This window comes from Paracoccus indicus (assembly GCF_003056335.1).
In the GTDB taxonomy this organism is placed as follows: Bacteria; Pseudomonadota; Alphaproteobacteria; order Rhodobacterales; family Rhodobacteraceae; genus Paracoccus; species Paracoccus indicus.
Genome location: NZ_PYWA01000007.1, coordinates 14,035 through 38,716, shown reverse-complemented (window position 1 = coordinate 38,716; position 24,682 = coordinate 14,035). Strand labels below are relative to the sequence as shown.

Genomic DNA, 24,682 nt, shown 5'->3' with positions numbered 1-24,682 from the left:
TTCATGCGACGGACTGACCCCGCGGTGGGGTCAGTCTTCCTCCATCAGGTCCAGGGCGCGGGCCTGATCGCCTGCGGGGTCGTCATATTGGCCCGACCGCAGCGACCAGACGAAAGCTGCCAGCCCCGCTAGCCCGAGGGTGACGGAAATCGGGATCAGGACGGCCAGCACGTTCATCGAAACCTCCGCAGGGCATTCAGGGTCACGGTCAGCGAGGACAGCGACATGGCCAGCGCCGCGATCAGCGGGGATGCATGCCCCGACATCGCCAGCGGCACCGAGACGACGTTATACAGCACCGCCAGCCCGATGTTCTGGCGCATCCGCCCCATCGCGGCCCGTGCGGTGGCCAGCGCGCGCGGCACGCCCATCAGGCCGCCGCCAATCAGCACTACATCGGATGCCGATCGCGCCGCATCCAGCGCCGTGCCCGGCGAGATCCCCGCATGGGCACTGGCCAGACAGCCGGTATCGTTCAGCCCGTCGCCCACCATCAGCACATGCGCCCCTTGGGCGGTGCGGTCGCGCACCCAATCGACCTTGAGGGCGGGCGTCAGCTGCGCCAGCGCCGTCCCAATGCCGGTTGCCTGCGCCATGCGGGCCACGGGGCGGGGCGCGTCGCCCGACAGCAGGGCCATGTCATAGCCCGCGTCGTGCAACGCCCTGACCGTGGGGATGGCATCATCGCGCAGGGCTTCGGATGTCATCAGCGGCGTGGGGGGCTGGCCCGCGACCGACAGCCAGACGGCGGCATCGGACGTATCCGTGCCCTTAATCCAGCCGGCGCGGCCAAGGCGGACGCGCTGGCCGGCCAGCATGCCCTGAACCCCGCAGCCCGGATATTCGGTCGTATCCGTGACGGGGGCGGGCGCGATGCCGCGCGCATCGGCAGCCGCCACGATGGCCTGCGACACCGGGTGGCGTGATGCCTGCGCCAGCCCCGCGGCGATGGACAGCGTTTCAGGATCGGGGTTGCCGCCAAGCGTCACCAGCCCCGTGGTCAGCGTGCCGGTCTTGTCGAAGGCCACCGTGTCGATCTGGCACAGACGCTCCAGCGCGGTGGCGGATTTCACCAGGATACCCGCGCGGAACAGCCGCGCCGTGGCCACGGTGGATACCGCAGGCACCGCCAGCCCCAGGGCGCATGGGCAGGTGATCACCAGGACCGAGATGGCGATATCAAGCGCCCGCCACCCGTCGCCCGACAGCATCAGCCAGCCGACGAAGGTTGCGGCGGCCAGCACATGGACCAGCGGCGCATAGATGCGGGCGGCGCGGTCGGCGATGCCGGTGTGGCGGGTGCGCTGCGTCTCGGCGGTGGCGACCAGATCGGCCATGCGGGCCAGCGCCGTGTCGCGCCCGGCCCGGTCCACGCGGACGGTCAACGCGCCGGTCAGGCAGGTTTCGCCTGCGGTGACCTCATCGCCGGGGCCTGCAGGTTGCGGAACGGATTCGCCGGTCAGCGCGGATCGGTCCAGATCGGTCCGACCGGTGATGATGGTGCCATCGGCGGGCAGGCGGTCGCCGGGACGCAGGCGGATCAGCGACCCCGGTTGCAGGGTCTCGGCGGCGACGATGCGTTCCTGTGCGCCCTCGATCAGAACGGCCTGCGGGGCCTCCAGCGCGGCCAGCTCGGCTGCGGCGGATCGGGCGGCGGCGCGGCCCGCGCGATCCAGATAGCGCCCGATCAACAGGAAGAACGTCAGCGCCAGCGCCGCATCGAACCAATTGGCGCGGTCGCTGAAGCCGAAGGCATTGGCCAGCGACGCCCCCGAGGCCAGAATGATCGCTAGCGAGATCGGCACATCCATGTTCATCCGCCCGTGACGCAGGGCGGTGATGGCGGATGCGAAGAACGGTTGCGCGGCGAAGCCCACGGCCGGGATGGCGATGGCCGCCGATATCAGGTGAAAGACCTGAGCGGTGGCACCTGCCGCGCCGCTCCAGATGGCGACGGACAGCAGCATGACGTTCATCATCGCAAAGCCCGCCACGCCGATGCGGGTCAGCAGGTCGCGGGCGGTCACGTCGCGCGGGCCAAGGCGCCCCGCATCCAGACGGTCGGCGCGGTGACCGGCTCGGGCAAGCGCCTCGATCAGCGTGGCATCTTCGGCCCCCGGCGCGACGATCATCACCCGCTTCAGGGTCAGGTTCACCCGCGCCTGCTGGACCACGGGCAGGGCGGTCAGGGCGCGTTCGACCGTGGCGATGCAGGCTCCGCAATGGATGTCGGGCAGATGCAGCACATGGGTGGGCTGATCGACCGCGCGGCCCTGCGGCAACGGGACGGTGGAACAGGCGGGGCAGGCGGTTACCATGTCGGATCGACCTTCAGGGGGATGGCGCGTTGATAGGGGGTTCCGTCATCGGCATGGCCCGCAAGGTCCAGCCGCCACATGCCGCGCGCCAGTTCGAGGGCCACCTGACCCCGTGCGTCAAGCATCAGGGCGATGTCGTCGCGGGCCTCGGTCGGGCGGCCGATATGGGCGGTCAGATCGCGGATGGGGGCGGGGTGGCCGTCGCGGTCCAGGACCGCGATGGTCAGCGACCCGTCGTGGTAATCGACCCGCGACGTCCAGCCAAGCGCCGTCTGCGCCTTGCGCCGGGCGTCGAAGGATTGGCTGGCGACATAGGAATTGGGCACCTCGAGGCCGGGGAAAGTGCTGACGGCCTTGGTCGCCAGCAGCAGGTTGACGGCGATGATGATGCCGAAACCGCCCGTGAAGATCGCGGCGACATGGCGTCCTGTCAGTCGGGTCATCGGCTGTCCTTTCCGTTGAATGTGCTGTCCACATGGGCGCGTTCGCCGCTGATCGCATCTTCGACCCAGATCCGGACGGGGCTGTGATCGCCGGTGGCGGGGGGCGACCCGGCAGGGGCGGTCAGATAGACGCGGACCCTGGTCTGGGCATCGGCGGGGACCGGCACCTGTCCGTCCTGATGGCCCTCGACCTGCAGTTCGGTCATGCTGTCCGCGCCCGGTGTCAGGGTAAAGATGCGGGCGTCGTGATGCTTGTTGCGCAGCCGCACGTCATAGGCGTTCCGCACACTGCCATCCGACAGGGTCACGAAGGTAGGGTTGCGGACGGGGGCGACGGTCAGCTCGATCTGCGGGCGGATGAACAGGGCAAAGACCAGCGCCGCGCCGATGGCCAGCCAGATCGCCAGATAGATCAGGTTGCGTGGCCGCAAGGCATGGCGCCACGCGGGAATATGGGCACCGCCCGCGGCCTCGCGCGGGGCGTCGGACAGGGCCAGATAGTCGATCAGCCCGCGCGGGCGGCCGATCTTCTCCATCACCTGGTCGCAGGCGTCGATGCACAGCGCACAGGTGATGCAGGCCATCTGCTGGCCGTCGCGGATGTCGATGCCCATGGGGCAGACGTTGACGCAGGCGTTGCAATCGATGCAGTCGCCGGGACCCTGCACATGGGTCGTGGTGTCCGGCACGCCCGGCATGGGGATCAGCGGCGCGCGCCCGCCGATTTGCGGGCCCGTCACGCGCAGGCCAGCGGCCTGACGGCGCAGCCCGCGGCCCCGCGGCTCGCCCCGCCAGTCGCGATAGGCGACGGTCAGCGTGCCAGGGTCCATCATCGCCCCCTGGATGCGCGGCCAAGGGCACATGTAGATGCAGACCTGTTCGCGCATGAAGCCGCCGAAGACAAAGGTCGTCGCGGTCAGGATGGCGATGGTGGCATAGGCGATGGGCGGGGCCGACAGGGTCACCAGCTGGCGGGCCAGTTCGGGCGCGTCGGTGAAATAGAAGACCCAAGCCCCACCGGTGGCCAGCGCCACCATCAGCCACAGTGCCCATGTCGTGCCCATCAGGCGGATCTTGCGGCCGGTCCATGGCGCTTGGTGCAGGCGCATACGGGCGTTGCGATCGCCCTGGACCCAACGCTCGATCACCAGGAACAGGTCGGTCCAGACCGTCTGCGGGCAGGCATAGCCGCACCAGACACGGCCCAGCATGGCGGTGAACAGGAACAGCCCCACCCCCGCCATGACCAGCAGGCCGGCCACGAAATAGAATTCATGCGGCCAGATCTCGATCCAGAAGAAATAGAAGCGGCGGTTGGCCAGATCGACCAGAACCGCCTGATCGGGCAGGTTCGGCCCGCGATCCCAACGCAGCCAGGGCGTCAGGTAATAGATGGCGAGGGTTGCGGCCATGATCCACCATTTCAGGCGGCGGAAACGGCCCTGCACGCGGCGGGGAAAGATCGGCACCCGCGCGGCATAGAGGTTCTGGGGAATGTCGGACATCATGCTGCCTTCTGATTGCCCGCCCCTCGTGGCCGAAGGGCGGGCAGGATGCATTGACGTGGATCAAGGGGCGGCGTTCGGCTCGCCCCCGCCAAGGCCGTGGACATAGGCGGCGACGGCGCGGATCTCGGCCTCGGACAGGCGGGTGTTCCACGGGGGCATCACGCCGAAGGGACCGCGGGTGATGATGCGGGTGACCTGTTCGGGGCTGTCGCCGTAAAGCCAGATCGCATCGGTCAGGTTCGGCGCACCCTGCGTGCGGTCGCCGCGGGCATCATCGCCATGGCACGAGGTGCAGTTGTCGGCGAACAGCTGCCCCCCCGGCCCGGAAAGCGGATCGGCACCGTCTGGCAAGCTGCGGACATGGGCCACCAGCGTCGCGATCTGGTCGCGGTCCAGCATCTCGCCGAAGGCGGGCATCTGGGAATAGCGGGCGTCAGGATCGTCCTCGTTCCGGATGCCGTGGCGGACGGTATAGGCGATATCCTCGACCATGCCGCCCCACAGCCAGTCGTCATCCAGCAGGTTGGGATAACCCACCGCACCGCCCGCGCCCGAGCCGTGGCACTGCGAGCAATTCGTCCGGAAGACGGCCGCACCCGCGTTCATCGCGAATTCCATCAGCTCGGGATTGCGGTCCAGCGCGCCTAGATCGGTCTGGGTCAGCGATGCGCGCATCTCGGTTTGGCTGGCGTCTACCTGTTCGATATGCATCTGCACATCGGCGCGGGTGGACCAGCCCAAGACGCCCTTGGTCGCGCCGTTCACCATCGGCCATGCGGGATAGAGGATCACATAGATCACCGCGAAGACGATGGTCCCATAGAGCGTCCACAGCCACCAGCGGGGCAGGGGATTGTTCAGCTCCTCGATGCCGTCCCAGCTGTGGCCGGTGGTTTCGACCTGCGGCTTGTCGTCGGGTTTAGGATGCTTGGTCATGTTGGGTCCCTGGGCTGATCGTCGCCGTCGGCGGGTGTCGGGCTGTCGCGGAAAATGGCCATGGCGGCTTCGTCATGGACGGCACGGGCACCGGGGCGAAACGCCCAGAGGCAGGCGCCAAGGAAGAAGGCCGACATGGCCAGCAGCATCCAGCTGTCCGCGAAAAGGCGCAAAAGCGAATATGTATCGGTCATCGGTCCCCCTAGCGGCTGTCGTCGGCGATAAAGGTCGAGAAATCGACCAGCGTGCCCAGCATCTGAAGATAGGCGATCAGGGCGTCCATCTCGGTCAGTTCGGGGTTGCGGTCGAAGTCGCGGACCTGCGCACCGGGATAGCGTTCCAGCAGGCCGTCCGTGTCGCCCCAGGGATCGACCTGCACTCGCATGTCGGCGCGGGCATTGGCGATCATGTCGTCGGTATAGGGCACCCCGACCATCGCATGGGTTTCCAGCAGGTCGCCGATATGGGTGACCTCCAGCTTGGTGCGCGCCAGGTAGTCGTATTTGGGCATGACGCTTTCGGGGACGACCGATTGCGGGTCCGACAGATGGTCGTAATGCCATTCGTCGGAATAGCGGCCACCGACGCGGGCCACATCAGGCCCCGTGCGTTTCGACCCCCATTGGAAGGGGTGGTCATACATGGATTCCGCCGCCAGCGAGTAATGGCCATAGCGTTCGACCTCGTCCCGCATGGGGCGGATCATCTGGCTGTGGCAGACATAGCAGCCTTCGCGGACATAGATGTCGCGGCCGGCCAGTTCCAGGGGGGTGTAGGGGCGCATTCCCTCGACCTCCTCGATGGTGTTTTCCAGCCAGAAGAGGGGCGCGATCTCGACGATGCCGCCGATGGTGACGACAAGGAAGGACCCCACCAGCAGCAGCGTGGCGTTGCGTTCCAGCGTGGCGTGGCGGTCCAGAAGCGTCCGCCGCTTGGGCTTTTCGGGTGTCTTGCTGTCTTGGGTCATGGGATCACCTCGCAGGGACGGTTGCGGCGACGGGACGGGCTTCGGGGGCGCGGATGGTCATCCACATGTTCCAGACCATCACCAGGCCACCGGCCAGGTACAGCAGCCCGCCCGTGCCGCGCACGACGTACATCGGGAACTTGGCGGCCACCGTGTCGGCGAAGGAATTGACCAGGAAGCCGTTGGCATCGACCTCGCGCCACATCAGGCCCTCCATGATGCCGGTCACCCACATCGAGGCGGCGTAGAGGACGATGCCCAACGTCGCCAACCAGAAGTGCAGGTTGATGGCCGCCATGGAATGCATCTGCGGACGACCCCAGAGCCGCGGCGTCAGGAAATAGAGGCAACCGAAGGTGATCATCCCGTTCCAGCCAAGCGCGCCGGAATGGACGTGGCCGATGGTCCAGTCGGTATAATGGCTGAGGCTGTTGACCGCGCGGATCGACATCATCGGGCCTTCGAAGGTGGACATGCCGTAAAAGGCAAGGCTGGCCACGAACATGCGGATGATGGGATCGGTACGGATCTTGTCCCAGGCACCCTCCAGCGTCATCAGCCCGTTGATCATGCCGCCCCAGCTGGGCATCCATAGCACGATAGAAAACACCATGCCCAAGGTCGCCGCCCAATCGGGCAGGGCGGTGTAATGCAGGTGGTGGGGACCCGCCCAGATATAAAGAAAGATCAGCGCCCAGAAGTGGATGATCGACAGCTTGTAGCTGTAGACGGGGCGGCCCGCCTGTTTCGGAACGAAGTAATACATCATCCCCAGGAAACCCGCCGTCAGGAAGAAGCCGACCGCGTTGTGGCCATACCACCATTGCGTCATGGCATCCTGGACGCCCGCGAAGACCTGCACGGATTTAGACCCCAGGATCGACACGGGGATCGACAGGTTGTTGACCACATGCAGCATGGCCACGGTCACGATGAAGGCCAGGAAGAACCAGTTGGCGACATAGATGTGACGCTCGCGCCGCTTCAGGATCGTGCCCATGAAGACGGCCAGATAGGTCAGCCAGACGACGGTCAGCCAGATGTCGACGTACCATTCAGGCTCGGCGTATTCCTTGGATTGCGTGGCGCCCAGCAGGTATCCGGTGGCGGCCAGCACGATGAACAGCTGGTATCCCCAGAAGACGAACCATGCCGCGTTGCCGCCCCACAGCCGCGCGGCACTGGTACGCTGCACGACATAGAAGGATGTCGCGATCAGGGCATTGCCCCCGAAGGCGAAGATCACCGCGCTGGTGTGCAGCGGGCGCAGGCGGCCGAAATTGGCGTATCCTTCCGACCAGTCGAAGTTCAGGGCCGGAAAGGCCAGCTGGAAGGCGATGAAGGTGCCGACCAGAAAGCCCGCGATGCCCCAGAAGGCGGTGGCGATGACGCCCGCGCGGATGGGGCCGTCCATATAGGTTCCGGGCTGGGGCAGGGTGCGGGGTTCATCTACCCGGCGCAATTCCCACAGGCACAGCCCGCCCGCGATCAGCATGACGATGGTCGCATGCACCGAATAGGCCAGATCGCGCCCAAGGTCCGCTGCCATCGCCGCCAGCAGGGTGATCAGCGCCAGAATGGCGATCCTTGTAAACTGCATGTCGTCCTCATGTCGAAGCGCGCCCATCGCGGGACGCGCCCCGGCAGTCGCACGGGCGTCAGGGTCGCTTCATTGACATGGATCAAGCCGGATCACGAAACCGGCATGGGGTCAGACGATGGGACCGCCGTCGCCGTCCTCGCCCGCCTCGGCCGAGAGGGCCTCGAAATCGGGGATCAAGACCTCGCGCGATTGGCGCAGGTCGATCAGGCCGTCCTTGCGCAGGGCGGTCATCTGGCGGCTGGTGGTCTCGATGGTCAGGCCCAGGTGATCGGCCAGTTCCTCACGCGTCAGGGGCAGGGTCAGGGACACGCCGCCACCGGGCAGGCGGGCGGTGCTGCCCTGGGCCTGGCGCCGCGCAAGGCTGACCAGGAAGGCCGCCAGCTTTTCGCGTGCCGTCATGCGACCCAGGACGACCGCCCAGTCCCGCGCCGCATCCAGTTCGTCCAGCGACATGGTCAGCAGGCGCGTGGCGATATGGGGGGTGTCGCGGACCATCTGCTCGAAGGCCCGGCGTTCGAAACGGCAGACCGTCACCTCGCCCAGGGCCTGCACGTCGAACGCCGATTGCGCGCGCCCCGGACGCCCGATGAAGTCGGGCGGCATCAAAAGACCGACCGTCTGGCGGCGCCCGTCCTCCAGCGTGCGGGACATGGTCGCGCAGCCCGAGACGATGGACGAGAAATGGTCCAGCCCTTCGCCCGCCAAGGCCAGATGCGCCCCTGCGGCATAGGTCCGATAGGTCTTCACCCGCTCCAGCATGGCCAGTTCCTCGGCGTCGCAATCCGCACAGACGGCGCGGAAACGGATGGGGCAGTCGTTGCAGGCAATGATGGGGGTCAGTCGTGTCATGCCCGAGTTTTACATCCACCTTTGATTTCGATCAATGTATGACCGCCCGCGCTGCCCCTAATTCGGGCCCATGACACATGATCCCCTGCATCACGCCCTGCTGAATGCGCGTGCGCCGCGCTATACCAGCTATCCCCCCGCCGACCGGTTCACCGATCTGGTTGGGTCCGACACGCATCAGGGGTGGCTGCGCGCCATTCCACCCGGCAGCACGCTGTCGCTTTACGTGCATGTGCCCTATTGTCGGCGGCTGTGCTGGTTCTGCGCCTGCCGCACCCAGGGCGCGCGCGGCGATGCGCCGCTGGATCACTATCTGGACCACCTGGACCATGAGATCGCGATGATCCGCGCCGTGCTGCCTGACGATATCACCATCGGCGCGCTGCATCTGGGGGGCGGGACGCCGACGATCCTGTCGCCCGACCGGCTGAACCGGCTTGGGGCGATGCTGCACGCGGCCTTTCCGATCGACGCGGCGACCCGCGTCTCGGTCGAGATCGACCCCTGCGATTGCGACGACGCGCGGCTGGATGCGCTGATGGGAATGGGGATGAACCGCGCCTCGATCGGGGTGCAGGATTTCGATCCATCGGTGCAGGCGGCCATCGGGCGCAAGCAATCGGCGGAAGGCACGGCGCGGATGGTGCAGGGCCTGCGCGCACGTGGCGTGAACAGTGTCAACATGGACCTGCTTTACGGCCTGCCGCATCAGAACGGGCGACGTCTGGCGCGCACCTTGCAGACCGTCTTGCGGATGCAGCCCGACCGGATCGCGCTTTACGGCTATGCCCATGTGCCATGGATGGCGCGCAGGCAGGCGCTGATCCCCGAAGATGCGCTGCCGACCGCGCAGGAACGGTTGGATCTGTCCGATCTGGCCCGCGACATCCTTCTGGCCCATGATTACGAACCCGTGGGCATCGATCATTTCGCCTTGCCCGACGACAGTCTTGCGCAAGCCAGCCGCGAGGGTCGGCTGAGGCGCAACTTCCAGGGCTATACCACCGATCAAAGCCCGATCCTGCTGGGCATCGGTCCCTCGGCCATATCGCGGCTGCCGCAGGGTTATGTGCAGAATATCACCGCGACCGCCGATTGGCAGCGTGCCGTGGCCCAAGGCCGCCTGCCGACTGCGCGCGGGGTTCGGATGACGTTGCAGGATCACGTCATCGCCGCCGTGATCGAGGCCTTGATGTGCTATGGCCGCGCCGATCTGCCTGCCCTCGCGAGTGATGCGTCGCTGGCCGAACTTTGCCTTGAACGGGCAGGGGCCGCGTTGCGACGATATCCCGGCGCGGGCCGGTTGCAGAACGGGGTACTGAGCTTGGCCGACCTGCGGTTCGCCCGTCTGGTGGCGCAGGTCTTCGACACGGGGGTTGGCCCACGCCACGACGCCGATCAGCGACGCTACAGCCAAGCCAGCTGACAGCCGTGCCTGCCTGATCGGCCCCCAACAATTTTAGCGGCCTGGCCCTTGCCAAGCCCGCCTTGCCACGCGATCCATGGCGCAGGCGCACAGGGGGGTCGCGATGCTTCGTTTTCTACACTCGTCGGACCTGCATCTGGGCAAGGCCTTCGGCGGCTACCCCGAGGCGATCCGCAACCGCCTGCGCGAGGCGCGCCACGGTGCCATCGCCCGGCTAGCGCAGGCCGCCCGCGACGGCGGTGCCGATACGGTGCTGCTGGCGGGCGATACCTTCGACGCCGAAACCCCTGCGCCCGACACCCTGCGTCACGCGCTGCGGGCCATGGCCGCCCAGACCGACATTCGCTGGATCATGCTGCCCGGTAACCACGACAGCCTTGCCGCGACCGAACTGTGGCGGCGCATCCTGTCCGAGGATCTGCCGAACCTGCGGATCGTGACTGATGACACGGCATTTGCCCTGAACGATCACGCGATGCTGCTGCCGGCGCCATGCACGCAGCGCCGCCCCGGACGCGATCTGACCGCCGCCATGTCCGCCCCGACGCCCGAAGGCTGTCTGCGGATCGGGCTGGGCCATGGTGCCATCACCGATTTCTCGGCCGAGGAAGGGGTGCCCGGCATCATCCCGCCCGACCGCGCGCGCCTCTCGGGGCTGGATTATCTGGCGCTTGGCGACTGGCACGGGCGGATGCAGGTGGGCGCGGAAACCTGGTATTGCGGATCGCCCGAGGCCGACGGTTTCAAGCACGACATGGCCGCCGGTGCGCTGCTGGTGACGCTGGACGGCGGCGCGCAGGTCGATGTCGTGGAAACCGGCACGCTGCAATGGCGCAGGTTGCTGCTGGACCTGCTGCCCGGCGACGATCCCGTGGCACGTCTGGACGCCGAACTGCCCGCCGCGCATCTGCGGCGCGATCTGCTGCTGCGCCTGCAGGCGACGGGTCGGCTGCCCCTGGCCGATCGCAGCAGGCTCGAGGCCAAGGCCGAGGCGATCGGCCCCGATTTCGGCTGGTTCGATCACGACTTCGGCCAGCTGGCGACCGACACCCGCCCCGACGATCTGGACCAGATCGACCATGCGGGCGCGCTGCGGCAGGCCGCCGAAACCCTGCTGGCCGAGGCCCACGACACCGCGCTGTCCCTGTCCGAGCGCGAGGTTTCCGGCAATGCGCTGTCGCGCCTCTATACCTTGGCGTTGCAGGTGCAGGCATGAAGATCCGCGCAATCGAACTGACCAACGTCCGCCGTTTTGCCGGACAGACCGCCCGGATCGACGACATCGGCGATGGTGTCACCGTCCTGTCCGAGCCCAATGAATTCGGCAAATCGACCTTCTTCGACGCCATGCACGCGCTGTTCTTCGAACGCCATCGCGGGGCCAAGGCCGCGGTCAAGGCGCTGCAGCCGCATTCGGGCGGCGCCCCCGAGGTCGCGGTCGAGATCGACCTGCCCGATGGCCGCTTCCGCATCGAGAAACGCTGGCTTTCCCGCGCCACCGCCCGCGTCCTGCGCGACGGGCGCCTGATCGCGCAGGACGATGAGGCCGAGGCCTGGATCGGGGCGATGCTGGGGGGCGGGCTTGCCGGTCCCTCGGGGCTTTTGTGGGTGCGGCAGGGGCTCTTGGGGCTGGAGCCCGAGGGGAACTCGGCCAGCGACAAGAACGAACGTGAACGCGGCCTGGGGGCGCGGCGCGATCTGCTGTCCTCGGTCGCGGGCGAGATCGACATGATGACGGGCGGGCGACGGCTGGATGCGGTCGTGGCCCGGGTAAACGATGCGCTGTCACGGCTGGCCACCACCACGGGCAAGCCGCGCACGGGCGGCGAATGGCACCGCGCCGAGGCCGATGCCGAGGCCCTGCGCCAGCAGGAGGGCGATCTGGCCACCAAGGCCGCCCGCCTGTCGGCCGATCTGGCCCGCCGCGCCGAGGTTCAGCGCGACCTGCGCGAACTGGATGACCCGCAGGCCGAGGATCAGCGCAGGCAGGCCTTGGAACAGGCGCGGCAGGCACAGGCGCAGGCTGCCGCCCATGCCGAAAAACTGGCCGAGGCGCAGCGCGCGCTGAAGTTGGCCGCTATGACGACCGACAACACCGCCGCCCAGATCCTGCGCCTGCAGGACCTGTCGGAACGGGTCGCGCGTGCACAGGCCGACCTGGCACGGGCCGGCGATGACGCCGCCCGCCATGAAACACGGGCCGAGGAGTTGTCGCAGGCCGATACCGCCGCCGCGGCGATCCTGGCGGGGGCGCAGGCCGAAAGCCGCGCGGTGGCGGAACGCATGGCACGGTCGCAGCGCGCGCAACTGGCGCAGGCCGCCCGCAGGCAGGCCGAACACCTGGGGCGCAGCCTTGATCGGGCCGAGGAACTGCGCCGGACGCTGGAAGCCGATCGTGCCGCGCGGGGGCTGCTGGTGGTGACGCCCAGGCTGCTGGCGGGCGCCGAACAGGCGCGGGACCGGCATGAACAGCTGACCGCGCAGATGGCCGCGGCGAATGTCACCCTGTCCCTGCGCTATGACGGGACGCTGCGGGTGCGCGACGGTGCGACGGATCTGCCCGAAGGCGCGCATGTCGTGACCGAGGCGCGGGATTTCGACCTGCCCGGCATTGGTCGGATGCGCATCCAGCCGGGCACCGGTGCCGGGGGCGATCTGCAGGCCGTCGATGCCGCGGCCCGTGATCTGGCCGATCGCCTGGCTGCCTGCGGTGCCGAGACCCTGTCCGAGGCACGACGCAAGCTGACCGAGGCGCAGCGGTTGGACCAAGCCGTCCAAGGTGCCGAACGGATGCTGGCGGAACTGGCGCCGGACGGGCTGGATGCGCTGCGACAGGCGCATGCCAAGGCGCAGGCCGATGCGGGCGCGGATGCCGCGCCCCCGGAAGATCACGCCACGCTGGAGGCCGAGATGGCCGCCGCGACCCGGGCTGAAACCGCCGCCTGCGATGCCGCGACCCAGGCTCATGCCGCCTTTCTTGCCGCATCCGAGGCGCGGGCCGCGGCTCGTTCGACCCTGCGCTCGGCCAATCGAACAGCCGAGGCCGCCTTGGCCGAGGCCGGCGATCTGGCCACGCTTGCTGCCAGCCTACAGCGGTTGCGCGACGATCTGGCAACCCATCAGGCGCGTCAGGCTGAAGCGCAGGCGCATTGCCGAACGCTGGCGGAAGCCGCACCCGATCAGGGGATGGCGGATGCGCAATTCAAGCGCATGCAATCCGTCGTCACGCAGGCGCAGGACCGCCGCGCCGCCCTTCGCGAGGAACTGGCCACGTTGAACGGCTCGATCGGGACGATGGCCGAACAGGGCATCGAGGAACAGCTGGACGAGGTGCGCGGCAGGCTGACCGCCGCCCAGTCCCGCGCCGCCCGCTATGACACCGAGGTCAAGGCCCTGTTCCGCCTGCGCAGCGCCCTCGAGGACGCGCGTCGCAGCGCCCGCGAAACCTATTTCGGCCCCGTGATGAAGGAACTGGAGCCGCTGCTGGCGGTGCTGCATGCGGGGGCCTCGGTCCAGATCGACGACCAGACGCTGCTGCCCGTGGCCCTGACGCGCGACGGCCAGGCCGAGCCCTTGGACATCCTGTCGGGCGGCACCCGCGAACAGATCGCCATCCTGACGCGGTTGGCCTTCGCGCGACTGTTCGCCCGGGCAGGCACGGCGGTGCCGGTCATCCTGGACGACGCGCTGGTCCACAGCGACGACGACCGGATCGAGGCGATGTTCAACGCCCTGCATCACGTCGCCCGCGATCAGCAGATCATCGTGCTGACCTGCCGACAGCGGGCCTTCGCGGCCTTGGGGGGCGACAGGGCAAGGGCGGTGATCACCGCGACCTGATTGCCTGCGTCAGGACGGCGGGGTGGCGGTGCCGATGTCCCAGAACAGCCCCGCCATGACCTGCATCGCCTCGCGGCAGACGGGCTTCAGCACGTGTTCATCCGGCGCATGCTGGTTGCAGCCAAGATAGCTGTGGGGAATCCAGATCGTCGGCAGGCCCAGGATGTCGGCAAAGCAGTCGTTCGGCAGCGATCCCGCAAGGTTGGGCAGCACGTGCGGATCCTTGCCGGTCGTCTGCTTCAACGAGGCGCGGACATAGGCGACCCAAGGGTGGTCCGGGTTCAGCCGGGTGGCGCCGAAGGCGACTTTGTCGGTAGGCCGGATCTGGACAACGCCGAACCCGCGGTCATCCAAGTGCCGACGCAGCGCGGGCAGGATACGCTCGGGGTCGGTGCCCACGACATAGCGCAATTGGCAGCGCGCGCTCGCCGAGGGCGAGATGGCGTTGACCGGTGCCTCGGGGATGCCCGCCTTCATGGCAAGAACCGCAAAGCTGTTCCAGCCATAGGCCCGTTCGGCGGGGGTCAGGCCTTCCTCACCCCAATCGAGGTCGATGGGGGTTTCCTCGTCGCTGCCGATGGGCAGATCGCGCAGGGCCTCGCGGATGTCGGGCGTCAGGCTGTCGGGCCGCCATTCGGGGATCTGCAGCTGCCCGCGCGCATCGGTGATCGTGGCCAGCGCATGCGCCAGGATGATCGCGGGATCGGCCAGCAGACCGCCCCAATTGCCCGAATGCTGCGCCCCCTTGCGCAGATCGACGATCAGATCGAAGGACAAGCCGCCCCGCGACCCCATGAACATCGTCGGGCGTTGCGCACTCAGCCGCGGCCCGTCCGAGGCGATCAAGACGTCCGCCTGCAGCGCATCGCGGTGCAACTGCATCATCCGCGCCAAGCCGGGCGAGCCGATCTCCTCGCTCATCTCCATGACGATCTTGATGTTGAAGCCCAGCTTGCCGCGCACGGCCAGCACGGCTTCCAGCGCGGCGATATTGACCAGATGCTGCACCTTGTTGTCGGCGGCCCCGCGACCATAGAGCCTGTCGCCCCGTTCGGTCAGGCGGAAGGGGTCCAGCCCTTCGTGCCACTGTCCCTCTTGGCCCCAGATCACGTCGCCATGGCCATAGGTCAGGACGGTCGGCAGGGCGGGATCCTCGATCCGGGTGCCCAGCAGGATGGGGCCACCCTGGACCGTGGTGTCGGGATTGTCGTGAATGGCGCAATCGAAGCCGAGGGCGGTCATGCGCGGCAGGATCGCCCGCGTCAGATAATCATGCAGGACCGCCTGCGCGCCGGGGTTCTGGCTTTCGCTGCGATAGCCGACCAGATCGGCCAGATCGGATTGCAGCCGTCCAGTCTGGAAATAGTCGGTGGCCTGGGCGATGGCGGCATCACGGGTCATGTCGGGGTCCTGTCGTTCAAGGTCACGCGGGTGTCGGTGCATCGGGATGGTCTAATGCGCCCGTAGGCGATCGGCAAACCATGCGCTTCATCCGGGCTGATCAGTTTCCCGACCGAAGACTGTGCGGCGCGAAAAACGCCGAGATCATCGCGGGATTGCCGATCCGTTCACCTTGAACCTGGCGGACCATCCCGGTTCAGCAGCGCGGCCCGTCGAAGGCCTGACGGGCGGCCTCGGCCACGGCGCGCAGGGGGTGGGTCAGATGGGGCGTTGCGGCCATCACCTGAAGGTTCGGGCCATAGCCCCATTCCGCCGCCCGGGAGGCCTGATCACCGCTCATGGGTGGGGCATCGGGATAGTCGTCGTTGCCATTGCGCAGCATGCCATCGGGTTTTACGGGCGGCAGGTCCAGAAAGCGGAAGACGCCTTCTGTCATCTGCGCGGGGCGGGCGACCAGATCCTCGTAGCGGATGACAGTCGCGGCATGGAGGTAGGCCAGATCCCGGCGCAGCTGGTCATGTGCGGCCAGCCAGTGATCGATCAGGCTGGAAGGCGGATCGGGCAGCCATTTGGCGACCGCGGCCGCGACGGCCTGCGGGTGTCGGATGACGACCACGAATTGCGACAGCGGGAACAGCTGCTGGTAAAGCCGCATCCGCGTCAGGTTAACGGGCGATTTCTCGACCCGCCATGGCCGTCCGTTGTCGAACCAGGGGTCCCAATCGGCCTGCAGCCTGACGCGGGTCTCCAGCCGGTCCAGCGGGTCGCCTTCGATCAGGTGCTGGGCGGGGTCGGTTGCGAAATGCATCGGTGCGCCGTGGCGGGCGGTATGGGGGATGGCGCCCTGCAGATAGCAGCCCTCGTTTTCGGGAACGGGCGCATTGCGGATGGCGGCGACCTGCGGATGCGCCGCGATCATCCGCGCCACCAGCGAGGTGCCGGAACGATGCAAACCGCCCACGAAGACATATCGATGATCCAGCGCCACTGCCGCTCCTGTGCGATCCGTGCCTCATGGATAGCCATGCCCTTGAAACGTGCAAGACCGAAGCCTTCGGACAGCAATTAACTTTTATCATCGAGATCGCGGTGAACCATGTCCCCCCCGGGGGGGTTCAGGGTGCAGAGGGTCGAGACCGACCCGTTTTCAATCATCAGTTGTTCTGCCAAAGGGGGGGGCTCGCATGCGGATTCTTCATGTCGCCTTGGGTGGATGCCTGAAGGCTCCGCCCGTCAAATATGGCATCACCGAGGATACCGGAGGCCATATCGCCTATGTCCTGGGTGCCGCCATGGCGCAGGCGCGCAATCCTGCCGTCCGTGACGTGCAGATCGTCACCCGCGCATTCCTTGACCCGGGCCTGGACCCGGTCCATGCCGAACCGGTCCAGAACGTCGCCCCGCGATGCACCATCCGTCGTCTGGTCACGGGTGACATGCGATACCTCAGCAAGGAGGCCCTGCAGGCGCATCTGCCTGAATTGTCGCGCGCCTTCTGCGACATGCTGCGCGAGACGACCGAGAAGCCGGATGTCATCCACGCCCATTTCGCCGATGCTGCCGTCCTGGCCCGTGCCGCGCATGATGAATTCGCCATTCCCTGGACCTATACCCCCCATTCGCTGGCGCTGCAGAAAAGCGGTGCGGCCGATTGCCCCGAACTGCGCGATCGTATCGTGGCGGAACGCGCGGCGGTGGCCGGGGCAGGGGCGATCATCGTGTCGTCGCGCGACGAGGCAGAGCGTCAGCTGCTGCCCTATGGTGCCGACAGCGAAGGGCGCACCCATCGCATCAACCCCGGCGTGTCCCTTGACCGTGACCTTGGGACGGCGGCGGCACGGGCGCTGATCGCCCCCTTCCTGCGCGATGCCGACAAGCCGATCCTGTTGGCCATCGCGCGCCCTGTCCGCAAGAAGAACCTGGGCGCGCTGATCGAGGCCTATGCCGCCAGCCCCGCCCTGCAGGAACGGGCCAATCTTGTGATCGTCGCGGGGCTGCGCAACGGCATCAACGCCGGACCCGAAGAACAGATGAGCGTCATCCGCGATCTGTTCGACCGGGTCGACCGACACGGGTTGTGGGGCAAGGTTGCCCTGCCCGCGCGCCATGACGGGGCGCAGATCCGATCGCTCTATGCGCTGGCCGAACGCGGTGGCGTCTTCGTGAACCCGGCGCTGCACGAGCCCTTCGGCCTGACCCTGATCGAGGCCGCGCAGGCGGGCGTTCCGGTGGTGGCCACGCGTGACGGTGGGCCGGTGGACATCCTGCAGCAACTGGATGCCGGCAAGCTGGTCGATCCCACCGACCCTGCCGACATCGCCGACGCCTGTCTGCAGATGCTGCGCCACCCGCGCCGCGACTGGCTGGCGCAAAAAGCCCGTCACAAGGCCCGTGCGGCCTTCAACTGGGACCGTTGGGCGGCGGCCGCCGTGCAGGTCTACGACGGCCTGCGTCCCGCCGCCTTGCAGAAGGCGGCACCGGTGCGACGGATCTTGGCCAGCGACATCGACGGCACGCTGACCGGATGTGCGACGGCGGCCCGCCAGTTCGGTACGTGGCACGACGCCCGCCCCGAGGGCTTGATGTTCGCCGTCGCCACCGGTCGATCCGCCCCCGAGGCGCGTCGCGTTCTGCGCGAATGGCATCTGCCGCAACCCGACCTGTTCATCACCTCGGTCGGCAGCGAGATCTGGCGCCCCGACGGACAGGGCGGCATGAGGCTGTGTCAGGCCTATGCCGATCACCTGTCGCAGGATTGGGACCGTGATGCCGTGATGTCCGTCCTGCTCGCCACGGGCATCCCCCTGCAGCCCCATTATGAACAACGCCGCTGGAAGCTGAGCCTGTTCGGAAACGCGGATGCCGCAAGATCGGTCGAAGACGCCTTGTCCGATGCCGGATTGACCGCTCATGTCATCGCCTCGCACGGGCGGTTTATCGACATACTGCCGGTGCGGGCGGGAAAGGCCGCGGCCCTGCGGTTCGAGGCCGAACGCTTTGGCCTGACCCTGGCCGATTGCGTGACGGCGGGCGACAGCGGCAACGACCGCGACATGCTGATCGCCAGCGGCGCATCGATCCTGCCTGCGAACGCCTATTCCGAGCTGTCGGGCATCACCGGGTTGGACATCTTCCGCAGCAGCGATCGACATGCAGCAGGCGTGCTGGACGGGCTGACAAGGCTGGGCCTGACTGCGACACCGAAACCGGGGGTGCATCATGCGTGACATCGCCGCCGCCCCCGACCGCCCCTTCGGCTATTTCGTCCACCACCAGGGGCGCGGCCATGCCGAACGCTGCGCGGCCATCGTGAACGCGCTGCCCGCCAGCAGGCCCGTGACGATCTTCTGCGCCAAGCCCTCGGTTCTTGGGCCGATGCCCGCCAACGTCTCGATCCGTCAGATCCCGTCCCTGTTCGAACGGTGCGGCGATGAAACCGACATGGATCATCTGCAGACGCCGGACACGTTGCATTGCGCGCCGACCGGCTGGCCGGGCATCCGTCAGGCGATGGGGCAGATCGCCGGTTGGTTCGCCAGCCACGACCCCGCCCTGATGATCTGCGATGTCAGCGCCGAGATCGCGCAGCTGTCGCGCATCTGCTCGGTCCCGCATGTGGCGGTGCTTCAGCATGGCGACCGCAGCGATCCGGGTCACCGTGCGGCCTATGACGGCGCTGCGGGGATCCTGGCGCCGTTCTCGGAAGGTCTGGCGCAGGATGATTGGGCGCCCTTCCGGTACAAGATGCATTTTGCTGCGGGATTGGGCGTCTCGGGCGACCTGCCGGATCGGCAGACGGCACGGGCGGCATTGGGATTGCGACCCGATCAGAAGATGGCGCTGGTCCTGTCGGGCGGCGGAGGCACCGGCTTCGGCGCGGCCCCGCTTGGCGTGGCGGCCCGCGCCTTCCCCGATTGGCAGTGGATCACCATCGGCAAGCTGCAGGGCGACTGGCATGCCACCCAAGGCGCCAACCTACGCCACAAGGGCTGGGTCGATGATGTCGCCACCCATGTCGCAGCTGCTGATCTGGTCGTATCGTCGACCGGAAACACGACCTGCGCGCAGGTGCTTGGGGCGGGGCTGCCGTGGATCGTGGTACCGGAATGGCGGTATTTCGATGAACAGCTGTGCAAGGCGCAGGCCTTGGCGAGGGCGGGGGCGGCGCTGCATCTGCCGCATCTGCCCTCTAGCGCGCATGCGTGGAAGGCCGCCATCGCCGACGCGCTTCAAGGGCATGACCGCGCAGCCCAAGCGGCACTGCTGGAACCGGACCCCGCGCAGGGAACAGTCGATTGGCTGGAACGGCTGGCAACAGAACTGTGGGGCACGGCCCTGACACTTGAAACGACAGGATGAACCCCATGACGACCGTATCCGCACTGACCATCGCCGGTGGCCGCGACCAGCATCTGAAGAACGTCATCCGCGGCTTTGCCCTGCAGGATCACCCTATCGACGAATTGATCATCGGGGTGATGCAGGACCACGAATATACCGACCTGCCGCAGACCGACTTTCCGATCCGCCAGATCCTGATGTCGGGCCCCGACCTCTGCATGGCGGCGGCCCGAAATGCGGTGGCCGACGCCGCGCAGGGCATGGTGCTGTTGTTCGTCGATGTCGACTGCATTCCCGCGCCGGATTTCGTCAGCTCCTACGTCGATAGGATGCAGGGCAATACCGGCCTTTTCATGGGCGAGGTTCAGTATCTGCCCGCGGGTGCGACCGACGGCGGCCTGAATTTCGACCATTTCGCCGAAGTGTCGGTCAAGCATTCGGACCGGCAGGGACCGCCCGCCAAGGGAATCGCGCCCTGCAACGATTATCGCTGCTTCTGGTCGCTGAACTTCGCAATGCACCGTGACTGCTGGCAGAACAGCCCGCGCTTCGATGAACGTTTCACCGGCTATGGCGGCGAGGATACGGATTTCGGCCGCGCCCTGTCCGAGGCCGGAACCCCGATCTGGTGGATCGCGGGTGGACGCGTCTTCCATCAGTATCACCCGCATTGCATGCCGCCGGTGCACCACATGGAATCGGTGATGCGCAACGCCGATCTGTTTGCCCAGAAATGGGGGCATCGCACGATGGAGCATTGGCTCTATGCCTTCCAGCTGATGGGGTTGATCCGTAACGACCCCGAGGGGTTGGTGGTCCTGCGCCAGCCCGACCAGACGGATTACGACCTTTGCGCGCAGCAGTCGCATATGCCCTATGCCAACACGCGGCGGGTCATCGACCATCTGCAAGCCTGTGGCGACTGGACCGCCGAACGCGCCCGCAGCGTGCGTGAGGCCGAGGCCGCGATGCTGCTGCCCGCCGCCGAGTGACCATGAAGATCGCGCTGCTGGCACATCCGCGCCACCCCATCGCCGCCCCCTTCATGGGCGGTATGGAGGCGCATGCCTGGCATCTGGCACATGGGCTGAAGGCGCGGGGTCACGATGTCACCGTCATCGCGGCGGGCGACAGTCGCCTTGATACGGCGCTGCATCCGCTGATGGTTCGCCATTACGACGCCGATCTGCCGTGGCACCGTTTTCATGGGACCGAACGGTTGAACGCCTATCTGGACGACAGCCATGACCGGGCATTGCAATGGATCGCCGCCCAGGGCTTTGACGTGGTGCACAATAACGGGTTGCACCGCTTTCCGCCGCGCCTGTCGCGCCGCGACCGGATGCCGATGGTGACATCATTGCATGTGCCGCCTTTCGACGCGCTGCTGCGGGCGATGCGCGACAGCGTTGCCCCTTGGCATCAGGTGACCGCCTGTTCGCGGACCCATCTGGCGGAATATTGGCCCGATGGCGCGCCTGCGTCCTGTCACGTGGTACCGAATGGCATCGACATGCGGAGGTGGCCCTTTGCGCCGGAAGGGAAGGGGCACGCCATCTGGGCCGGACGCATCACGCCCAACAAGGGCACGCATCTGGCCATCGAGGCGGCCCGTCGCGCCGACGTCCCCTTGGTCATCTTCGGCAATATCGAGGATCAAGCCTATTTCGACAGCCGGATCAGGCCTGCGCTGTCGGACAGCATCCGCTTTGGCGGGCATCTTTCGGGGGACGAACTGGCGGCGGAATACGGGCGTGCCTCGGTCATGCTGTTCACGCCGCAGTGGAACGAACCCTTCGGACTGACCGCGCTGGAGGCGATGGCCTGCGGCACCCCCGTCGCGGCCATTCGCATGGGCGCGGTGGCAGAGGTCGTCGGCCCATCGGGCAGCTATGCCGCGCCGGACGGGCAGGATCTGGACAAGGCGCTGCTGCGCGCGATCCAGGTTCCGCGCCGCGCGGTCAGGGACCGCGCGGTCCGTCTGTTCGGCATGAATGCGATGCTGGACCGTTACGAGGCGCTCTATCGTCTTGCCATCGCCAACCGCGATGCCCCCGCAACCGCCCCCGATTACGCCGCGATCGAACTTCCCCCAGCAGCCGAGATTGCGCGCGCGGGATAGTCGTATCGCGACGTTAAGGCTCTGGGACGTATCCGGAAACAGGGTCATCCGCGCCAATCGCCGCTTGCGACGGTTTCATGCGTCAAGCGTGCCAGCAGGTCCAGCGACGGCGGAACGGGACCGCCCTGTCTGCGTGTCAGGCCGACTGCGCCCGACAGAAAGCCCGCGTCGGTCGACCATTGCGCCAGCTCGCCACGGTCCAGTTCATCCTCGACCACGCCGCGTGAAATGAACCACAATGCATCGGACCCGGCCAAGATCCCGCGCCCGACCGCAAGGGCCGCTGTTTCGAAGGCCGGTTGCAGTGAGGTCAGATTGCGCGCCAGCAGGTATTCGTCGACCGCGCGCCGGATCAAAGCATCCGCAGGTGGCAGGATCAGGGGGCATTCGGCCAGCGCCTCTTCCACCGGTCGGCCCCGCATCGGATGCCCCGCAGCCGAGACCAGTGCGATCCGGTCTTCGTAGAGATGCTCGAACCTCAGACCGGCCATGTCGTTCGCCGCAGGCATTCGCCCGATCATCAGGTCGATGCCGCCATCGCGCAGCAGGCGAACCAGGTGGGAATGCGGCCCCGTCTCGACCGCCAGCGTGACCTTGGGGGCCGCTTCACGAAAGCGCAGGGCCACGCGCGGGAACAGCCGGGTGGCCGCCGTCGGCAAGACCCCCACCCGCAACCTGCCGCCATGCCCCGACGGATGCAGCGCCTCGACCCCTGCGTGCAACATCTGCACGGCCGATGCCGCATGCTGGCGGAACAGCACGCCATTCTCGGTCAGGATCAGCCGCCGCTTCTCGCGCAGGAAAAGGGTGGTGCCCAGCAGATCCTCCAGTTCGGCCAGGGTGCGTGACAGGGCGGGTTGGGTGATGCCCTGCGCGCGGGCGACGGCGGTCAGCGTGCCGGCTGCCGCGATGTCCAGAAAGGCGCGGATGTGGCGCAGCTTGATGGCAGGATGCATGATCATATGGGCATGAACCACGGCGTAATCGGCATTATTCGGCAAGTTTTCGTCATGCTACGTTATGGACCGGAGGAGCCCTTATGCAAGTCTTGAACCGTGCCTATGGTGCGCTGCACTATCGTGTCGAGGGACCGGATGATGCGCCGGTGGTGGTCTTCGCCAATTCGCTTGGGACCGATCTGCGGTTGTGGGATGCGCTTTTGCCGATGCTGCCGCAGGGGTTGCGCTATCTGCGCTATGACAAGCAGGGGCATGGGCTGTCCGATCTGGGGCAGGCCGACCGGCTTCAGGATCACGTCGATGATGTGGCAGCGCTGATTGCCCATGTCGCCCAAGCGCCGGTGGTCTTCGTGGGCCTGTCCATCGGCGGTCTGATCGGCCAGGCCGTGGCCAGCCAGCACCCCGATCTGATCCGCGCATTGGTGCTGTCGAACACCGCCGCCAGGTTGGGCACAGCCGAAAGCTGGCGGGACCGCATCGAGGCCGTGCGCCGCGACGGGCTGCCCGCGATGGCCGATGGCGTCATGCAGCGCTGGTTCGGCCCCGACTTCCGCGCCACGCCCGATTTGGCGCTGTGGCGCAATATGCTGGCCCGCACCTCGGCCGATGGCTATGTCGCGGCCTGCCATGCGCTGGCGGGTGCCGATCAGACGCAGGCCACCGCCGCGCTGGACCTGCCCACCGCCGTCATCGCCGGGTCCGAGGATGGCGCCTCGCCCCCCGATCTGGTGCAGGCGACCGCCGCGCTGATCAAGGACGCCAGCTTCGACATCATTCCGGGCGCGGGACATCTGCCCTGCGTGGAAACCCCCGCCGCCCATGCCGCGATCATTGCCCCGTTTCTGGAAAGGCACGCCCGATGACCGAACTGAGAGACAAGGGAATGGCGATCCGCCGCCGCGTCCTGGGCAGCGACCATGTCGCCCGCGCCGAGGCGCAGAAGACCGGCTTCGACGAACCCTTCCAATCGCTGATCGCCGATGCCGCATGGGGCCATGTCTGGGCGCGCGACACGATCACGCTGCGCGAACGCTCGATGATGACCATCGCGCTGCTGGCGGGGCTGGGCAATGACGGCGAGTTGGCGCTGCACCTGCGATCGATCCCGAACACCGGTGCCAGCCGCGACGACGTGATCGAGGCGCTGATGCATGTCGCCATCTATGCGGGCGTGCCCCGCGCCAATCACGCCATCAAACTGGCCAAGGAGATTTTCGCCCAGCATGATGCCGCGCAGGAGGACGCCAGATGACGACCGAGCTTTATCAACGCGACCGCTGGTGGCATCCCCCCGCGCTGACGCCGGACTACAAGACCTCGGTCGCGCGGTCGCCCCGGCTGGCGCAGCTGTCGCTGCAGGGCGGGGTATGCGAATTGACCGGCCCGACCTTCGGGCATGGCGATATCGACGCCATCGACAACAACCTTATCGTGAATTACGCCAAGACCGGCGACGCCATCGGTGAACGCATCCTGGTCCATGGCCGCGTGCTGGACGAGGATGCGCGTCCGGTCCCCGACACCCTGGTCGAGATATGGCAGGCCAACGCGGGCGGGCGCTATCGTCACAAGAAGGACCACTATCTTGCGCCGATCGATCCGAATTTCGGCGGCTGCGGGCGCACGCTGACCGATGCTCAGGGGCGCTATCACTTCCTGACCATCAAGCCGGGCGCCTATCCTTGGCGCAACTGGGTCAACAATTGGCGGCCCGCGCATATCCATGTCTCGGTCTTCGGGACGTCCTTCGCGCAGCGCCTGATCACCCAGATGTATTTCGAGGGCGACCCGCTGATCGCGCATTGCCCCATTGTGAAATCCATCCCCGATCCCAAGGCCATCGACACCCTGATCGCGCCCTTGGACCTGAATGCCGCCGCGCCCTTGGATCATCTGGCCTACAAGTTCGACATCGTGCTGCGGGGGCGCCGCTCGACCCTCTTCGAAAACCGGCCCGAGGGGAGCTGAC

At 67.1% G+C, this 24,682-nt stretch carries 22 protein-coding genes; 10 read left to right on the top strand and 12 right to left on the bottom strand.

Translation table 11 applies throughout. The annotated features are described in order from the left end of the window. Nucleotides 1-30: 30 nt before the first annotated feature. The 9 genes from ccoS to fnrL all read right to left on the bottom strand — a co-directional run bounded on the left by ccoS (nt 31) and on the right by fnrL (nt 8,624). Nucleotides 31-177, bottom strand: coding sequence for a cbb3-type cytochrome oxidase assembly protein CcoS (gene ccoS / locus DDE75_RS12570; protein WP_108502746.1), 147 nt, complete (start codon nt 175-177; stop codon nt 31-33). Then, entirely contained in the window at nt 174-2,318 is a 2,145-nt protein-coding gene (locus tag DDE75_RS12565; protein ID WP_108502745.1) for a heavy metal translocating P-type ATPase, read from the bottom strand. The genes ccoS and DDE75_RS12565 overlap by 4 nt, the downstream gene beginning before the upstream one ends. Beyond that, nucleotides 2,312-2,761: a FixH family protein gene (locus DDE75_RS12560; protein WP_108502744.1), complete on the bottom strand. Its 450-nt coding sequence runs from the start codon at nt 2,759-2,761 to the stop codon at nt 2,312-2,314. The genes DDE75_RS12565 and DDE75_RS12560 overlap by 7 nt, the downstream gene beginning before the upstream one ends. Next, on the bottom strand, nt 2,758-4,266 hold the full coding sequence (locus DDE75_RS12555; RefSeq protein WP_108502903.1) for an RdxA/RdxB/FixG family protein: 1,509 nt from the start codon (nt 4,264-4,266) through the stop codon (nt 2,758-2,760). The genes DDE75_RS12560 and DDE75_RS12555 overlap by 4 nt, the downstream gene beginning before the upstream one ends. A 63-nt stretch (nt 4,267-4,329) precedes the next feature. Further along, nucleotides 4,330-5,205 (bottom strand): cytochrome-c oxidase, cbb3-type subunit III, encoded by an 876-nt coding sequence (ccoP, locus tag DDE75_RS12550; protein WP_108502743.1) that lies wholly within the window; start codon nt 5,203-5,205, stop codon nt 4,330-4,332. Next, nucleotides 5,202-5,399, bottom strand: a complete 198-nt coding sequence (locus DDE75_RS12545) for a cbb3-type cytochrome c oxidase subunit 3 (RefSeq protein ID WP_108502742.1) — start codon at nt 5,397-5,399, stop codon at nt 5,202-5,204. Before DDE75_RS12545 ends, ccoP begins: the two co-directional genes overlap by 4 nt. 8 nt (nt 5,400-5,407) lie before the next feature. Continuing rightward, entirely contained in the window at nt 5,408-6,172 is a 765-nt protein-coding gene (gene ccoO / locus DDE75_RS12540; protein WP_108502741.1) for a cytochrome-c oxidase, cbb3-type subunit II, read from the bottom strand. A 4-nt stretch (nt 6,173-6,176) separates the two neighbouring features. After that, entirely contained in the window at nt 6,177-7,772 is a 1,596-nt protein-coding gene (gene ccoN, locus DDE75_RS12535) for a cytochrome-c oxidase, cbb3-type subunit I (protein WP_108502902.1), read from the bottom strand. 111 nt (nt 7,773-7,883) lie between these two features. Further along, nucleotides 7,884-8,624 (bottom strand): transcriptional regulator FnrL, encoded by a 741-nt coding sequence (gene fnrL, locus DDE75_RS12530; RefSeq protein WP_108502740.1) that lies wholly within the window; start codon nt 8,622-8,624, stop codon nt 7,884-7,886. 70 nt (nt 8,625-8,694) lie between these two features. Between fnrL and hemN the strand changes: the two genes are divergently transcribed. The 3 genes from hemN (at nt 8,695) to DDE75_RS12515 (ending at nt 13,890) form a co-directional block, all read left to right on the top strand. Beyond that, complete coding sequence (hemN, locus tag DDE75_RS12525; protein WP_108502739.1) at nt 8,695-10,050, top strand: oxygen-independent coproporphyrinogen III oxidase; 1,356 nt, start codon at nt 8,695-8,697, stop codon at nt 10,048-10,050. Nucleotides 10,051-10,153: 103 nt separating this feature from the next. After that, entirely contained in the window at nt 10,154-11,266 is a 1,113-nt protein-coding gene (locus DDE75_RS12520) for a metallophosphoesterase family protein (RefSeq protein WP_108502901.1), read from the top strand. Then, nucleotides 11,263-13,890: an AAA family ATPase gene (locus tag DDE75_RS12515; RefSeq protein WP_108502738.1), complete on the top strand. Its 2,628-nt coding sequence runs from the start codon at nt 11,263-11,265 to the stop codon at nt 13,888-13,890. Before DDE75_RS12520 ends, DDE75_RS12515 begins: the two co-directional genes overlap by 4 nt. A 9-nt stretch (nt 13,891-13,899) precedes the next feature. On the opposite strand, the gene DDE75_RS12510 is transcribed toward DDE75_RS12515, so the two are convergent. Both DDE75_RS12510 and DDE75_RS12505 read right to left on the bottom strand, forming a co-directional pair. Then, entirely contained in the window at nt 13,900-15,291 is a 1,392-nt protein-coding gene (locus DDE75_RS12510) for a M20 family metallopeptidase (protein ID WP_108502737.1), read from the bottom strand. A gap of 196 nt (nt 15,292-15,487) precedes the next feature. Beyond that, a complete protein-coding gene (locus tag DDE75_RS12505) occupies nt 15,488-16,279 on the bottom strand; it encodes a sulfotransferase family protein (RefSeq protein WP_245894736.1) in 792 nt (263 codons plus the stop codon). Between the two features lie 196 nt (nt 16,280-16,475). Between DDE75_RS12505 and DDE75_RS12500 the strand changes: the two genes are divergently transcribed. The 4 genes from DDE75_RS12500 to DDE75_RS12485 are packed head-to-tail and all read left to right on the top strand — an operon-like array spanning nt 16,476 to nt 21,754. After that, entirely contained in the window at nt 16,476-18,518 is a 2,043-nt protein-coding gene (locus DDE75_RS12500; RefSeq protein ID WP_108502736.1) for an HAD family hydrolase, read from the top strand. Further along, on the top strand, nt 18,511-19,650 hold the full coding sequence (locus DDE75_RS12495; RefSeq protein ID WP_108502735.1) for a glycosyltransferase: 1,140 nt from the start codon (nt 18,511-18,513) through the stop codon (nt 19,648-19,650). Before DDE75_RS12500 ends, DDE75_RS12495 begins: the two co-directional genes overlap by 8 nt. Nucleotides 19,651-19,655: 5 nt before the next feature. Further along, the gene (locus tag DDE75_RS12490) at nt 19,656-20,624 is read left to right on the top strand and encodes a glycosyltransferase family 2 protein (protein WP_108502899.1); all 969 of its coding nucleotides are present in this window, start codon (nt 19,656-19,658) and stop codon (nt 20,622-20,624) included. Between the two features lie 2 nt (nt 20,625-20,626). Continuing rightward, on the top strand, nt 20,627-21,754 hold the full coding sequence (locus tag DDE75_RS12485) for a glycosyltransferase (protein ID WP_108502734.1): 1,128 nt from the start codon (nt 20,627-20,629) through the stop codon (nt 21,752-21,754). Between the two features lie 44 nt (nt 21,755-21,798). Here DDE75_RS12485 and DDE75_RS12480 read toward each other — a convergent pair whose 3' ends face one another. After that, complete coding sequence (locus DDE75_RS12480) at nt 21,799-22,755, bottom strand: LysR substrate-binding domain-containing protein (RefSeq protein ID WP_162799027.1); 957 nt, start codon at nt 22,753-22,755, stop codon at nt 21,799-21,801. Nucleotides 22,756-22,793: 38 nt separating this feature from the next. Here DDE75_RS12480 and pcaD point away from each other — a divergent pair, with 38 nt between their 5' ends. From pcaD to pcaH, 3 genes are read left to right on the top strand one after another with little or no spacing between them, the layout of a single operon-like run. After that, complete coding sequence (pcaD, locus tag DDE75_RS12475) at nt 22,794-23,576, top strand: 3-oxoadipate enol-lactonase (protein ID WP_108502732.1); 783 nt, start codon at nt 22,794-22,796, stop codon at nt 23,574-23,576. Next, nucleotides 23,573-23,965: a 4-carboxymuconolactone decarboxylase gene (gene pcaC, locus DDE75_RS12470; RefSeq protein ID WP_108502731.1), complete on the top strand. Its 393-nt coding sequence runs from the start codon at nt 23,573-23,575 to the stop codon at nt 23,963-23,965. The genes pcaD and pcaC overlap by 4 nt, the downstream gene beginning before the upstream one ends. Further along, the gene (pcaH, locus tag DDE75_RS12465; protein ID WP_108502730.1) at nt 23,962-24,681 is read left to right on the top strand and encodes a protocatechuate 3,4-dioxygenase subunit beta; all 720 of its coding nucleotides are present in this window, start codon (nt 23,962-23,964) and stop codon (nt 24,679-24,681) included. Before pcaC ends, pcaH begins: the two co-directional genes overlap by 4 nt. The last annotated feature ends 1 nt before the right edge of the window (nt 24,682 follow it).